The organism is Gottfriedia acidiceleris, from assembly GCF_050457485.1.
Taxonomy (GTDB): Bacteria; Bacillota; Bacilli; order Bacillales; family Bacillaceae_G; genus Gottfriedia; species Gottfriedia acidiceleris_D.
This window is the reverse complement of record NZ_JBCMJM010000012.1, coordinates 173,031-187,084: the sequence shown is the minus strand read 5'-3', so window position 1 is coordinate 187,084 and position 14,054 is coordinate 173,031. Positions and strand designations below refer to the sequence as shown.

General features: G+C 33.9%; 12 protein-coding genes. 1 reads left to right on the top strand and 11 read right to left on the bottom strand.

The genetic code is table 11. The features are described 5' to 3' along the window. Window positions 1-27: 27 nt before the first annotated feature. From ABEY15_RS13995 to ABEY15_RS13960, 8 genes are all read right to left on the bottom strand, one after another. Window positions 28-1,656, bottom strand: a complete 1,629-nt coding sequence (locus ABEY15_RS13995) for a long-chain-fatty-acid--CoA ligase (protein ID WP_429890737.1) — start codon at window positions 1,654-1,656, stop codon at window positions 28-30. A 49-nt stretch (window positions 1,657-1,705) separates the two neighbouring features. Beyond that, window positions 1,706-3,259: a class I adenylate-forming enzyme family protein gene (locus ABEY15_RS13990; RefSeq protein WP_429890736.1), complete on the bottom strand. Its 1,554-nt coding sequence runs from the start codon at window positions 3,257-3,259 to the stop codon at window positions 1,706-1,708. Between the two features lie 121 nt (window positions 3,260-3,380). After that, window positions 3,381-3,761 carry a MaoC/PaaZ C-terminal domain-containing protein gene (locus ABEY15_RS13985; protein ID WP_429890734.1) on the bottom strand — a complete coding sequence of 127 codons (381 nt, stop codon included), beginning with the start codon at window positions 3,759-3,761 and terminating at the stop codon, window positions 3,381-3,383. 11 nt (window positions 3,762-3,772) lie between these two features. Further along, window positions 3,773-4,183 (bottom strand): FAS1-like dehydratase domain-containing protein, encoded by a 411-nt coding sequence (locus ABEY15_RS13980; RefSeq protein WP_429890733.1) that lies wholly within the window; start codon window positions 4,181-4,183, stop codon window positions 3,773-3,775. A gap of 102 nt (window positions 4,184-4,285) precedes the next feature. Continuing rightward, window positions 4,286-5,254 carry an electron transfer flavoprotein subunit alpha/FixB family protein gene (locus tag ABEY15_RS13975; protein WP_429890732.1) on the bottom strand — a complete coding sequence of 323 codons (969 nt, stop codon included), beginning with the start codon at window positions 5,252-5,254 and terminating at the stop codon, window positions 4,286-4,288. A gap of 22 nt (window positions 5,255-5,276) precedes the next feature. After that, window positions 5,277-6,038 (bottom strand): electron transfer flavoprotein subunit beta/FixA family protein, encoded by a 762-nt coding sequence (locus tag ABEY15_RS13970; RefSeq protein WP_429890731.1) that lies wholly within the window; start codon window positions 6,036-6,038, stop codon window positions 5,277-5,279. A 58-nt stretch (window positions 6,039-6,096) separates the two neighbouring features. After that, window positions 6,097-6,879, bottom strand: coding sequence for a citryl-CoA lyase (locus ABEY15_RS13965; protein ID WP_429890730.1), 783 nt, complete (start codon window positions 6,877-6,879; stop codon window positions 6,097-6,099). Window positions 6,880-7,029: 150 nt separating this feature from the next. Then, entirely contained in the window at window positions 7,030-7,944 is a 915-nt protein-coding gene (locus ABEY15_RS13960; RefSeq protein ID WP_429890729.1) for an SDR family NAD(P)-dependent oxidoreductase, read from the bottom strand. A 244-nt stretch (window positions 7,945-8,188) separates the two neighbouring features. Between ABEY15_RS13960 and ABEY15_RS13955 the strand changes: the two genes are divergently transcribed. Then, window positions 8,189-9,637 carry a spore germination protein gene (locus ABEY15_RS13955; RefSeq protein ID WP_429890728.1) on the top strand — a complete coding sequence of 483 codons (1,449 nt, stop codon included), beginning with the start codon at window positions 8,189-8,191 and terminating at the stop codon, window positions 9,635-9,637. An 81-nt stretch (window positions 9,638-9,718) separates the two neighbouring features. Here the strand turns inward: ABEY15_RS13955 and ABEY15_RS13950 are convergent, their stop codons facing one another. The 3 genes from ABEY15_RS13950 to ABEY15_RS13940 form a co-directional block, all read right to left on the bottom strand. After that, entirely contained in the window at window positions 9,719-11,173 is a 1,455-nt protein-coding gene (locus ABEY15_RS13950; protein WP_429890727.1) for an aldehyde dehydrogenase family protein, read from the bottom strand. Window positions 11,174-11,429: 256 nt separating this feature from the next. Further along, window positions 11,430-12,182, bottom strand: coding sequence for an SDR family NAD(P)-dependent oxidoreductase (locus ABEY15_RS13945; RefSeq protein WP_429890725.1), 753 nt, complete (start codon window positions 12,180-12,182; stop codon window positions 11,430-11,432). Window positions 12,183-12,344: 162 nt separating this feature from the next. After that, window positions 12,345-14,018 carry a flavin-containing monooxygenase gene (locus ABEY15_RS13940; protein ID WP_429890723.1) on the bottom strand — a complete coding sequence of 558 codons (1,674 nt, stop codon included), beginning with the start codon at window positions 14,016-14,018 and terminating at the stop codon, window positions 12,345-12,347. Window positions 14,019-14,054 lie beyond the last annotated feature (36 nt).

The following is a 14,054-nucleotide window of genomic DNA, read 5'->3' as shown; positions in this document are numbered from 1 at the left end:
CCACATCCTTTAACATAATATTGTGAGTTAAGTATCTACTTTATTAATCTCCTCATCTTTTAACTGTTTACGAAGTATTTTACCTACGGTTGTTTTCGGAAGAGATTTTCTAAATTCGACAATTCTAGGTATTTTATATCGAGTCAATCGTTCTTTACACCATGTTTGAATTTCTTCTACAGTTACTGAAAAATCATTTTTTAATGCAATTGCCACTTTAATTGTTTCACCACGATAAGGATCTGGTACACCATAAACACATGCTTCTTGGACAGCTGGATGTTGGTAGATTACATTCTCTATTTCAACAGGATAAACATTAAATCCACCTGTAATAATCATTTCTTTTTTTCGACCGACAATATAGAAATACCCTTCCTCGTCCATTATTCCAATATCCCCTGTATAAAGCCATCCATTACGAATTGTTTTTTCCGTTTCCTGTTGATTTTTCCAGTAACCTTTCATTACCTGTGGCCCTTTAATAATAATTTCACCTTGTTCTCCAACTGGGATTTCATTCTCACCAGTTAAGGTGTCTACGATTCTAACATCTGTATTAGGCATTGGGAGCCCAACACTGCCAACTTTTTTCTTACCTGAAAATGGGTTCCTTATCGCCCCAGTTGTTGCTTCTGATAATCCGTAGCCTTCTGTAATTTGTACACCCGTTTGTTCTGCGAAACTTTTAATGACTTCAATTGGTAAAGGTGCAGATCCACATACACAAATTTTAAAACATGAAAGATCTTCTTTCTTTCTATCAGGATTATTTAATAATGCAATATACGTAGTTGGAGAGCCAGTAAATATAGTTGGTCTATGAATTCTTATTAAATCTAAAAGGTGCTTTATTTCAAACTTTCTAATCGAAACAAAACTTGCTCCGATCATAACTGCCTGTATTAAACTAAATAAACCCATACCATGATATACTGGGGAGATACCAAGTTGGCAATGACCTTCTAATTGTAATAGTTGTCTATTCGTTTCAAATGATTGATATAGATTTGAGACTAAGTTCAAATGTGTAATCATTACACCTTTTGGAAATCCAGTGGTACCTCCTGTAAAAGTTATGATTGCTAAATCCTCTGGAAAAACTTCCGAAAAGATTAGTTTATCTGTCTCATTGTTAATCCATTTATATAGATTCATATCTTCCTTTCTATCTTCGTCAGCTGATATAAACTTTATATGATTAGTTAAACCTGTTTTCATTAGCTTATCTTTTTCCTCATGGAAGGCTATTAAACCATTAGTCTCTGAATTTCTTAGTAGAGACTCTATTTCTGCTGGTTGGAAATTAGGATTTAGTTGAACAACGACTGCACCTAATCGTTGAATAGCGAAAAATGAAATGACATATTCGAGGCTAGTCGGAATCATTAAAGCTATACGATCACCTTTACGAAATCCTTGTTTATATAGCGATATCGCTACACGTTCGCAGTAAAGTTTTAAATCTGAATAATTTATATTCCTTTCACCATCAATTAACGCGATTTTAGAGGGATATTTTGATACGGTTCTCTCAAGTAAATCAAAAATTGTTAATGAAGGAATTTCAATCTGATGTGATACACCTTCTGGATAAAATTCCAGCCAAGGTTTTTTTAAGTATACTGACTCCTTTTTTGGAATATATTCACTCAATTTCCACACCTCAATCTTAAATAGTTAGTAAACATAATCAATCATCTAATTAAATTAGATTTTTTTGTTGCTTATTTTGACGTAATAGTACTTTTAAGACTTTCCCAGAGGCATTCCGTGGCAACGCTTCAAGAAATTCAACAAATCGTGGTTTTTTATAAGAAGCCAATTTAGTTTGACAATATTCGATAACTTCTTCTTCATTTAGATTATTATTTCTTGTAACGATATAAGCCTTTACACTTTCTCCCCACTCGGGATCAGGTATCCCTACTACTGCAGCTTCAATGATATCTGGATGTGAGTAAAGCACTTCCTCCAGCTCAGCAGGATAAATATTTTCACCTCCACTTATAATCATGTCTTTCTTACGGTCTATAATATAGATAAATCCTTCTTCATCCATTCGTACTAAATCTCCACTATGAAACCAACCACCTTTAAAAGCTTCCTTTGTGGCTTTTGGATTTTTATAGTACTCTTTCATAATCGTTGGACCTTGATAAACAATTTCACCAATATCGCCGATTGGAACATCATTCATTTCATTATCTACAATTCGTATACGTACATTAACACTTGCTTTACCAACCGAAGATGTTTTTCGTAATGAGTCTTTGGGATCTAAGTAGGTTACTTGAAGAGATTCAGTTTGTCCAAAGGACTCATACAGTTCAGCATTGTAGAATACCTTTAATATTTTTTTCTTTAATTCTAGAGGACAAATGGCTCCACCTGTTGCACATTTTTTCATCGTACTTATATCAAATTCCATCAGATTTGGGCTGTGAAGTAGAAAATTCCACATTGCTGGAACTAAAAATAAATATTCAATTTTTTCATTTTGAATTGTTCTTAAAATATTTTCTGGTTGGAACTCACGGTGAACAACCCCAGTACCTTCTTGAAGACAAATAGTAACTAATAAAGTTAAAGCGGCAATATGAAATAGTGGCGGAACAATTAAAACTTTTATATATTGATTTTTTTTTAAACTTGCCATCCGATTTAAGGATTGCATATAAATATTTTTATGAGTTAGTACCGCTCCTTTTGGACGGCCTGTTGTACCTGATGTATAGACAATTACATGTGCATCATTATCATTCTGGGTTTTACTAGGTAAATAGTTGACAGGCATTTCAAAAATAGATTCGTAGTCAACCATCTCGAATTTCTTTAATTCTTGATTAGCTTCTACAACAATAATTGTTTCTACTTTTGGAAGTTTCCCTCGAATTGATTGAATAATCTCGATATATTCAAAATCAATAAATAGAATTTGTATATCTGAGTTGTTTACAATATACTCGATTTCACTTGGTACTAAGCGAAAATTAACTGGTACACAAACACCTTCCGTTAAACCAATCCCAAAATATACCTCAACTAGGGCCAAGCTGTTTTTTAATAGGAAACCCACTTTAGTATCTTTTTTTACTCCTTGTTTTTGAAGCCATCCTGCTAAATGAGTAGCCCTATTTAATAATTGTTGATAAGTTACCCTTTTCTCCTGATAGACAAAAGCTTCCTTATTTGGATTATAATGAGCTGCGTATTTTAAAGCCTGACCGATTAATAGTTGTTGAGACAATGAATTCATGTCACTCCCCCTAAAAGATTAAATTTTGATTTCGAAAGTTTTATTCCCTTGCACTGGAATTAAGTAGAATAGGAAGTGATTGTTGTTTAAACTGTATAATCTACTTTACCTTTTTGAATTGTTATTTTCTGATTTCAAATGTAGCGCTTACTTTTACTTCCTTTTGATCATTTATTGCAACTGCTTCACAAACCCATTTATCCTTGGTTTCGTCTACGACCGATCCTTGAACTGTAATTTTCTCTCCCGGTATTGTCATTGCACGAAAACGTACAGAAAATGTTGTCAATTTTTCAGGTTCAAACCAACTAGTGATCGCATGTCCAATAAAACCCATAATCATCATCCCATGAGCAATTACTCCTCCAAGGCCAGAATTCTCTGCAAAAGGAACAACTGTATGAATTGGATTAAAATCTCCTGAAGCTCCTGCATATCGTACAAGCTGTATATGAGTAATTTCTTCTTTTTGTACTGGCATTAAATCATATCCTATATGCATTACGCCACCTCCTATTGTCTTTCAATGATTGTTGATCGACTAACTAAAATTAATTCACCGAATTGGTTAATATACTCTTTTTTAATAACAATAAACTTCATATTCGCCTTAAAATAATAATCTACCACTTCACCGGAAACAGTTATTGTATCTCCAATTTGAATTTTCCCCTTATATTCATAAGCTTGTTCCCCATGCAATACTTTTGAAATGTTTAGACCAAGTAGAGTTCCTAATCCAATTCCACTTGTTCCCCAAAAATCAATTACAGTAGGGAAAGTTGGTGGAACACATTCTCCAGACATGTATTCAAGCCGTTCATCACCAATCGCAATTGCTAATTCTTTAATTTTATTTAATTCAACTCGATATGAATAAGGTTCTAATTTCAACCCCACTTTTACTTCTAATTGATTATTCATTTATCTTCTCCTAACACATACAGAATTTAAAAATTTGAGTTTCTTCTATTAATCCTCACTAGTTACAACTCGTCTTAAAAAATTGTTACGCTATGAAACTACTTAAGAAGTAACAAGTAGGTTCTTAAATTCCTCAGTTAAAAGTGGAATTACTTCGAACAAATCTCCAACAATTCCATAATCAGCCACTTGGAAAATTGGTGCTTCAGGATCTTTATTTATTGCAACAACAGTTTTTGAATTGGACATTCCAGCTAAATGTTGAATAGCACCAGAAATTCCACATGCAACATATAAATCAGGCGTTACAACCTTTCCTGTTTGACCAATTTGTAATGAATAGTCACAATACTCCGCATCACATGCTCCTCTGGAAGCACCTACCGCTCCACCCAAAACATCTGCTAAATCTTGTAATATAGCAAAACCCTCTGCGGACTTAACTCCACGTCCACCAGAGACGATTACTTTCGCTTCAGATAAATCTACACTACCTGTTGTTTTCCTTACAACCTCCTTTACAATTGTGCGTAAATCTTTTAAATCAACTGTCATTTCGATCACTTCTGATACACATTCATTTTTTATAGATTGAATATTATTTGGTCTTATAGTTGCAAATATAATACCTGATAATACTTTCTTTTTCTCAAAAGCTTTTCCAGAATAAATGGGACGTGTGAAAATGATTTCATCGTCTTCAATCTGAATATCAGTGACATCTGATATAAGTCCTATACCTAATCGTGCTGCTACCCTAGGAGAAAGATCCTTACCTATTGAAGTATGTGGAATTAAAATTGCATCTGGCTGTACAATTTTTATAACTTCGCACACAGCTTGTACATATGAATCTGTCATATATAAATCTAGTTCTTTATTAGTTATTGAATAAATCCGGTTGGCACCATATTGTTGTAAAAGATCAAAATAATTACTTAAATTACTACCAATGGTTAACACTATTACTTCACCATTTTCAGCTAAACGCTTAGCGGCAGTTAGTGTCTCTAGTGAAACGTTTCTTAAATTACCATTTTTTGCTTCTGCCATTACTAGTACTTTTCTCATACTCACTAGTTCTCCTTTATTTTTAAATAACTTTCGCTTCATTTCGAAGTAAAGTTGTTAATTCTGTAATTTGAGCTTTTAATTCTCCGGTTAGAATCCTTCCGATATTTTTATTTGGTGGAAAGAATGTTTCACTCGTAATTGTTTTCACTTCCAATTCATCCATATCCAAATCGTCTATTTTCAGTACTTCAATAGATTTTTTCTTTGCTTTCATAATACCTGGAAGTGATGGATATCTCGGATCGTTTAATCCTTGTTGAGCTGTAAGGAGAACTGGGAGTGTAACCTCAATAATCTCTTTATCTCCTTCAACGTCTCTTTCTACTATTGCTTTATGTCCATCAATTTCTAGATTAGTAATCGTTGTAACTTGTGCTATATTCAGTTCCTCAGCAAGTCGTGGACCAATCTGACCCGAACCATAATCAACAGACAAATTCCCACCTAATATAATGTCAAATTCTCGTTCTTTAATAACGGAAGACAAAATTTTTACTGTACTATACTCGTCAAGTTGATAATCTTCATTTTCAATTAATATCGCATGATCTACACCCATTGCTAAAGCCGTTCGAAGTGCCGGTTCTGTTTGGTCAGTCCCAACTGAAATAACTGTCACTTCCCCTCCATGTTCCTCACGTAATTTAATTGCTTCCTCAATCGCATATTCATCATATGGATTGATAATATAATTAACACCATCCTCAATAATATTGCCGTTTTGAATTACAATTTTCTCTTCTGTATCGAATGTTTGTTTAATAATTGTTATTATTTTCATTTAGCACTGCCTCCTTATTCCCTCTTAAACTAGTTTACAAAAGGGTGTTTCAAATATTTTAAGCTTGATGTATAGGCTCATATACTGTATTTTCTTCAACGTAATCATAAAGCTTTTGAGACATACAGTTTTTCCTACCCGCTTCAATTTCTTCTACAATATGTCCAATTAAACCGACTGCACGTGCTGCTACTGCGAAGGATTTTACTACACTGAAATGTAACCCCATATCAGATAGAACTGCCCCAATTGCACCCGCAGCATTTAATGTAATTTCCTTTCCTTTTTGTTCACTAAATTGCATATGAATTTCTTTCAGTAAACCAATATGCTTTCCACTGAACCCTAATTGTTCGGCTAAAGCAAATAATTTAGGTGTGCGAGGATCCACTGGTTTATGCATTGGGTGGCCAAAGCCCATAATTTGTAAATTTTTCATTTTTCGCTCTGCTAATATGCTTGATGCAACAATTGCAACATCTTGTGATCGACCATAAGTTTTCCAACCCTCTTGAAGCATTTGTGCTGTATTTTCCATTGCACCAAGATAGACCGAACCCGCTCCAAGCAATCCTGCGGCAACCGCCGCTTGTACTGCCTCTGGTGCACCTAAATATGTGAGACGTGCCGAAATCGAACTGGGAGTATATCCATGTTCACAAATTGCAACCATGCAGGCATTTAACATTTTTGACTCTTCTTCAGTAGGTCGGCGATGAAGAGCACCTAAAAATGCCATATCAACAAGTGTAATGTTTCCAATTAAATCTTCTGTCAAATCATATCCATGCACAAAAATCTTATCTGGTTTAGCTATACCTATGTTCGTTTCAAATTTCATCATTATTCCCCTTTCTGCTTTGATTTCAAATGCAACATTTATACAACTAGCAAATTAATGATATTTTGAAATTTACAAGTGTAAACGTTTCCAAAATTTTTGTTAAGAAAATTAAATTAATAGATTTTATTAATTTAAGAGTATGAGGAATTATACGATTGGTTCATATGGAAATACATCCGATGAAACTTCTAAAGAAGTAAAACTAGATTTGAATGCTTTCATCGCCTGAGATCCAATTGTTTCGACTGTCCAGCCATCATTATTAACAGCTGATCGTACTGGGCGAGGCTGAGAAAATAATAAAATTTCTTTTCCGCGAACACAGAAAATTTGTCCCGAAATTTCAGCAGCAGCATCACTTGCTAAATATGCTACTAAAGGTGCAATATGATCTGGACTCATTTGTTTAACTTTCTCAACTCGTTTTTTCTGAGCCTCAGTTTCAGTTGGGATTGCACCAATCATACGACTCCATGCAAATGGAGCTACTGTGTTTGCTGTTACTTGATAACGATTCATATCTAATGCAGTTGATTTCGTTAGACCAACAATTCCGAGCTTTGCTGCAGCATAATTTGCTTGCCCTAAGTTTCCAATTAAACCAGAAGTGGAAGTAAAGTTGATAAAACGCCCACTTGATTGTTCTTTAAAATATGGAGCCGCCGCTCGTGTCATATTGAATGTGCCTTTCAAATGTACATTGATAACCGCATCCCATTCCTCTTCAGACATTTTAAATAACATACGATCTCGTAAAATTCCCGCGTTATTTACAACAATGTCTATCTTTCCAAAATGATCAATTGCAGTCCGTATAATTTTTTCAGCACTTTGCAATTCAGCAACTGAATCATAATTTGCAGCTGCTTCACCACCAAATGCTTTTATCTCATTAACAACTTCATCAGCAACATTTACATCTTGACCTTGTCCATCTACCCCAGTTCCTAAATCATTTACTACAACCTTTGCACCCTCTTGAGCTAGTAGAAGTGCAATGGCCTTTCCAATCCCTCTACCTGAACCTGTAACAATCGCTACTTTTCCATTTAAACTTCCCATGTTATATACCTCCTGATCTTAACTAAATAATTTTTAACATTCTAAATAAATAGAATATTTTACTTAATATTAGACTTAAAAACGTAATTACGTAAAACAACTATTTTGGATGGCTAATAAAGTAAAAGTTGATGAAGGAATACAATATTACAATACTAGTGTTTAAGTCAGAGTGTATTGGGTACATACTGTTAAAAAATTTGGATATATGCTATTTAAACTTAGTGTTATATGGAGAGTAAATATGAATAAAATGGAATCATTTTCTTTATCAATTAGTTTGCATAAGAATCTTATGCAAATAAGAGATAACATTAATAAAACATCCGATTTAAAAGTACGAACATTTACAATAAATGATGAAGTTGTTCGAGACGCAGCCATTCTTTATATAGATGGAATTACCGATACGAAAAATATACAGGAAAATCTTCTAAAACCTTTGCAAGGAATTTATCGAATTAAGAGTATCGAATCAATTATTTCAGGAAAACTTTCAATTATTGACGTAAGCGTTGTGACTAAGTTTGATGAGATTTGTATAGCATTAACAAAAGGAAAAGCACTCGTATTAATTGATGGATATGATCAAGGAATTTTAGCAGATTCATCTGATTGGCAAATGCGAGCGCTAGCTGAGCCAGATGCTCAACGAACTTCAAGAGGTTCATTGATTGGTTTCAATGAACAGTTAAAAGTTAATGTGAACTTGCTGCGCAATATGATTCAGGTCCCAGATTTTACAGTTGAAACGATATCAGTTGGTAATAAATCGAAAACAGATGTTGCGATTGTCTATATAGAAGAATTTGTTGATCAAAAAGTTCTAGATGAAACAAGAAAAAAAATAAACGGGATTGACGTAACCTATTTACTTGAAACTCGTGTAATTGAAGATGCTTTAGAAGAGAAAAAAGTTCTATTCCCACTGGTTTTCACGTGTGAACGACCTGATGTTTCTGTTTCAGCATTGTATGAAGGAAGAGTAATAATTTTGGTAAATGGTGTTCCTTATGTACTGATTGTTCCAACTTTATTTATTCATTATTTTCAACAGCCGGATGAATACACAGCAAAAGGTAGTCGATTTGTGATCAGATTATTACGGTTTTTCACTTGGTTTTTGTCTATAGGGTTGTTTGGGCTTTATGTAACATTAGTTCGATTTCATAAAGATTGGTTTCCGGATCTATTTTCTAAGAAACTATTAACTCAATCTGACACACTATTGCCACTTTTTATGGAAATCATGTTTTTGCTATTCATATTTGAATTACTTACTGAAGCTTCGTTAAGAATACCCAAAACAACAGTTATTCTCGTATCCCTTATTGGTGCAATCGTAGTTGGACAAACTTCCGTTGAAGCAAAATTAGTACACCCGTTAAGTTTGATTATTGTTGGGATAAATTTTTTATCAAGTATTTCAATAGCAGAAGGTGGATTATATGGTGTAATGCGAACACTTAGATTCGCTCTACTTTTGCTTGGTTATTTTTTTGGACTAAAAGGCTTTATTATTGGTATTGTTTTAAGTATTATCTATATGGCTTTTCTAAAATCGGTTGGAGTGCCATATCTAGCTCCTTTTATTCCTTTTCGATTCAAAGAATTAAAGGATGTTTTATTTCGAGGCGATTTACGTAAGTTGATTAATAGTAAACATACGTATCCACACAAAGATCAGAATTAATGTAATAGTTTGTATTTCTGTTAATTTATATTTTTAATACAAAAAGAGCTTGTTCAATTACACAAGCTCTTTTAACATTGATTACACTGGGTATTTTCTTTCCTCTTTTTGAACAGTAATCCAACGTACTGTCGTGAATTCTTCAAAACCATATTCTCCACCATATCGTCCGTGTCCTGATCCTTTAATTCCACCAAATGGCATATTAGGAGCAATATTAGCCGTAATGTCATTCACATGAGACATACCACTTTCAATAGATTTAGCAAATTCGAGACCTTTTTCAATATCTAATGTAAATACTGCACTACTTAAACCATACTCTGTATGATTTGCAAAATCTAAAGCATCATCTAATGTTTTAAAGGGAATTATTGTTGCGATTGGACCAAACACTTCTGTTTGAGCTAATTTTGAATCAAATTTAACATCTGAAAAAACATAAGGTGTGATAACATTACCTACTCGCTTACCTTCTAGAACAAGATTACAACTTTCCTCTTTTGCAATTTCAACGGTATTTAATACTTTTTGAATTTGTTTTTCATTAATTAGTGGACCAATAAATACTTTTGGATCACTTGGATCACCATATGGTATTTGTTTTGCTCGCTCAACATATCGTTTGACAAACTCATCGTATAGATTTTGATGAACTAATATGCGATTTGTAATGACACAAACTTGTCCCTGGTGCATAAATTTACCATATAATGCTGCGTTTACTGCCTGGTCGATATTCGCATCTTCTAATATGACCATAGGATTATTGCCACCTAGTTCAAGTGCTACCCTTTTTAAATGTTTCCCACAAAGACTAGCAATATGACGACCCACATTTGTAGAACCTGTAAATGAAATAATGCTTGGTATTGGATGCTCAATGAAATAATCTCCAACTTCAGAAACATCAAAATTTACCATATTTAATACACCTCTTGGTAAACCCGCTTCTTCAAAAACCTCTGCAATAATTGCTCCACCAGTAAGCTGTGTTTGAGGATCTGTTTTAAGTACAACCGCATCGCCAACCGCAATTGCAGGGGCGACAGCTCTTAAAGAAATAAAGAAAGGGAAGTTAAAAGGTGAAATAACACCGATTACACCTGCTGGTTCATGGTAAACTATATTTTCCTTACCTGGTATTGCAGAAGCTGTAATAACTGGTATACCTACTTTATCAATATAAGACATTGCATCAAGAATCGTACCGATACCGGCTAAATATTCTGAATTAGCTTTAATATACGAGCTTCCCGTTTCTTTAACAAGTAGTTCAATAATTTCATCTTTTCTTTTTTCAAAAGATTGGATGACTTTTGTTATTACGGCTTTTTTCTCTGAATTAGAAGTTTTTGCCCATTTTTTCTGTGCACTCTTAGCTGCATCATATGCTTCATTAATATCCTGTTTATTCCCTAATCTAAATCGTATAATTAATTCTCCATTATATGGATTTACATCATTAAAAAAATTTCCACTTGATCCTTCACGCCAAATCCCATTAATTAAAAGTTTTGTTTGTAATTCCGTCACTTATATTCCCCTCGCTAATTAGAATTTCGTAAAAATTGAAATGCTTGACCTATAAAATGATTCATATTTTCAAATATGCAATTTATTTTTTCTAAAGAAATTTCTCAAATTACCGCACCTTAATTACATTAAATAATATTCTTGATCACATTTTTTTGAAATTCTATTTATTTCCTACTTCTTCAGTCATACTACTAATCTTATGAACAAGAAATTACGAGGATAATTGAGTACTATTAAACGTGGAACACTTTAACTATCTAGCTGTTATACCGCCATCAATAATCATCTCAGTTCCAGTAATAAAACTTGATTCATCAGAGGCTAAGAATGTTACAAGATTTGCAATATCTTCTGGTGTGCCTAATCGTCTTAATGGAATAGACATTACCAATTGATCTGAAGTTGCATTTACACTGGCTGCAAGATCATCCCCCATTGCAGTTTGAATGATACCTGGGTGAATTGAATTGACACGGATTTGGTCTACGGCAACTTCAATTGCTAAATCTTTCGTCATAATGCGAACTGCACCTTTACTTGCTCCGTAAAGAGTAACATTTGAAGCACCTTTTATTCCAGCTACCGAAGAAGTATTAATAATTGATCCACTTTTTTGTTCACGCATAACTGGTACAATATGCTTCATACCAAGGAAAACACCTGTCACATTAATTCCAAATAAGTGATTCCACTCATCTGTCTCATATTCAGTCACTGGTTTTGAACTGAAGATTCCTGCATTGTTGAATAAAATATCAATTTTACCAAACTTCCTCATAGCTTCTTCAACTACATTGATCCAATCTGATTCTTGTTGAACATTATGCTGAATAAAAAGTACATTATTAGAAATTTTCTGCATTTCCTCTAATGTTTTCTTCCCAGCAACTTCACTAACATCTGTAAAAACAACATTAGCACCATGTTCTAAAAATTTTTGAACAGTCGCTTTACCAATTCCATTAGCTCCACCAGTTACAATAGCAGTTTTTTCTTTTAATCTCATTAATACCTTCTCCTTACTAATTCTTGATTTTAAGTGATAAATAATAGACATCTGTTACATATAATTCAAATCTTAATAAATTATTTTCAGTTGAATCTGAACCACATCACTCTCAAAAAGAGGACACAAAACTAAAACTTGAGGGTCTGTCTTGATTTACATTTATTCATTAAAATTATCAATTAGTTGCTTGTCAGTGAGTGCAGTCTTTTTAGAAGGAACTAATGTAAATCCTTGATATCCTTTAGCTGCAATTTCATCGCATTTCATTTTGTAAGCACCTACACCTCCAAGATAAATTAGGAACCCGCGAGGCTTACCTTCTATATTAGCTCCGTTATACCAAGAATCTGTTTTTGTAAAGAGAGTTGCTTCTGCAACTTCTCTGCAATGATTACTCCAAGCATTTTCCGCATCTTCCTTTGCTTCAATTGTTTCTATTTCATTCTTTCTTAAATATTCTATACAATCTGCAATCCATTCTACATGTTGCTCAATGGATACAGCCATATTACTAATTGCAGCAGGGCTTTCAGGACCAGTTATCATAAACATGTTCGGAAACCCAGCATTAGCGATCCCAAGATATGTCCTTGTTTGAGCACCACCTGACCATTTACTCTTTAGAGTTAACCCGTCTTTTCCTTGAATATCAATCTTCAAAAGAGGTCCAGTTATCGCATCATAACCAGTTGCAAAAACGATAACGTCAAATCCATATTCATTTTCTGTAGTTTTTACACCATTTACAGTAATTTCTTCGATTGGTGAGCTTTTTACATCGACGAGAGTAACATTTTCACGATTAAATGTTTCATAATAATTAGTGTCAAGTATTGGTCTTTTTGTAGCATAAAAATACTGAGGCATTAACTTCATAGCTACTTCAGCATCATGCACTATTTCACCAATTTTAGAACGAATATATTGAGCTACTGTTTTGTTTGCAGCTTCATTTAGCACGATATCATTATAGGTTCTAGATAGACCGAAACCGCCATTCTCCCAGCAATTTTCAAATACTTGTTTACGTTCAGCTTGTGAAGCTTCTAAAGCTGATTGTGTCGGAATGTTCGCTGGCTGGCCGAGTGGCGACTCCCGCAAATGCTTTTTGATCTCGTAAAAATTTTCTTTTGCATGAGTAATATATTCTGAATCATAAGGATAATTTCTCGCCGGTGCACTATACTGTGGCGTTCGTTGAAAGATAGTTAAATGCTCTGCCTCTTGAGCAATTACAGGAATTGCTTGAACCCCACTTGAACCAGTGCCAATAATACCGACACGTTTACCTTTGAAATCTACTTGTTGTTCACGAGGCCAATTCCCAGTATGATACCATTCACCTTTAAAATTTTCTAATCCTTTAAAGTTTGGTAGGTTTGTAGCGGAAAGACAGCCCACACCTGTAATAAAATATTTAGCTGAGACACTTGTACCATTATTTAGATGAATCATCCATAAATTATTCTCTTCTACATAATGTGCTGATCGAATTCGAGTTTCAAATGTTATATCTTTTCTGAGATTAAATTTATCGGCTACAAAGTTTAAATAATTTAGTATTTCAGGTTGGGCTGCATATCTTGACGTCCAATTCCATTCTCTATATAGTTCTTCTGAGAACATATAATTGTAATAGATGCTTTCAACGTCACAACGAGCTCCTGGATAACGATTCCAATACCAAGTACCACCTACTCCATCACCAGCTTCAAATACTCGCGTGGATAAACCAGTCTCACGTAAACGGTAAAGCATGTATAATCCTGAAAAGCCAGCTCCAACGACAACCGCATCGAAGTTAGTCACTATTTTCTGTTTAGTAGATTTCATTGTTATTCCTCCCATTAATTTTTGATAGAATAATAA

Excerpts from the sequence above, each read along its gene's own strand:
- ABEY15_RS13990 (WP_429890736.1), bottom strand. The coding sequence starts at position 3,259 with ATGAATTCATTGTCTCAACAACTATTAATCGGTCAGGCTTTAAAATAC.
- ABEY15_RS13985 (WP_429890734.1), bottom strand. The coding sequence starts at position 3,761 with ATGCATATAGGATATGATTTAATGCCAGTACAAAAAGAAGAAATTACT.
- ABEY15_RS13980 (WP_429890733.1), bottom strand. The coding sequence starts at position 4,183 with ATGAATAATCAATTAGAAGTAAAAGTGGGGTTGAAATTAGAACCTTAT.
- ABEY15_RS13975 (WP_429890732.1), bottom strand. The coding sequence starts at position 5,254 with ATGAGAAAAGTACTAGTAATGGCAGAAGCAAAAAATGGTAATTTAAGA.
- ABEY15_RS13970 (WP_429890731.1), bottom strand. The coding sequence starts at position 6,038 with ATGAAAATAATAACAATTATTAAACAAACATTCGATACAGAAGAGAAA.
- ABEY15_RS13965 (WP_429890730.1), bottom strand. The coding sequence starts at position 6,879 with ATGAAATTTGAAACGAACATAGGTATAGCTAAACCAGATAAGATTTTT.
- ABEY15_RS13960 (WP_429890729.1), bottom strand. The coding sequence starts at position 7,944 with ATGGGAAGTTTAAATGGAAAAGTAGCGATTGTTACAGGTTCAGGTAGA.
- ABEY15_RS13955 (WP_429890728.1), top strand. The coding sequence starts at position 8,189 with ATGAATAAAATGGAATCATTTTCTTTATCAATTAGTTTGCATAAGAAT.
- ABEY15_RS13945 (WP_429890725.1), bottom strand. The coding sequence starts at position 12,182 with ATGAGATTAAAAGAAAAAACTGCTATTGTAACTGGTGGAGCTAATGGA.
- ABEY15_RS13940 (WP_429890723.1), bottom strand. The coding sequence starts at position 14,018 with ATGAAATCTACTAAACAGAAAATAGTGACTAACTTCGATGCGGTTGTC.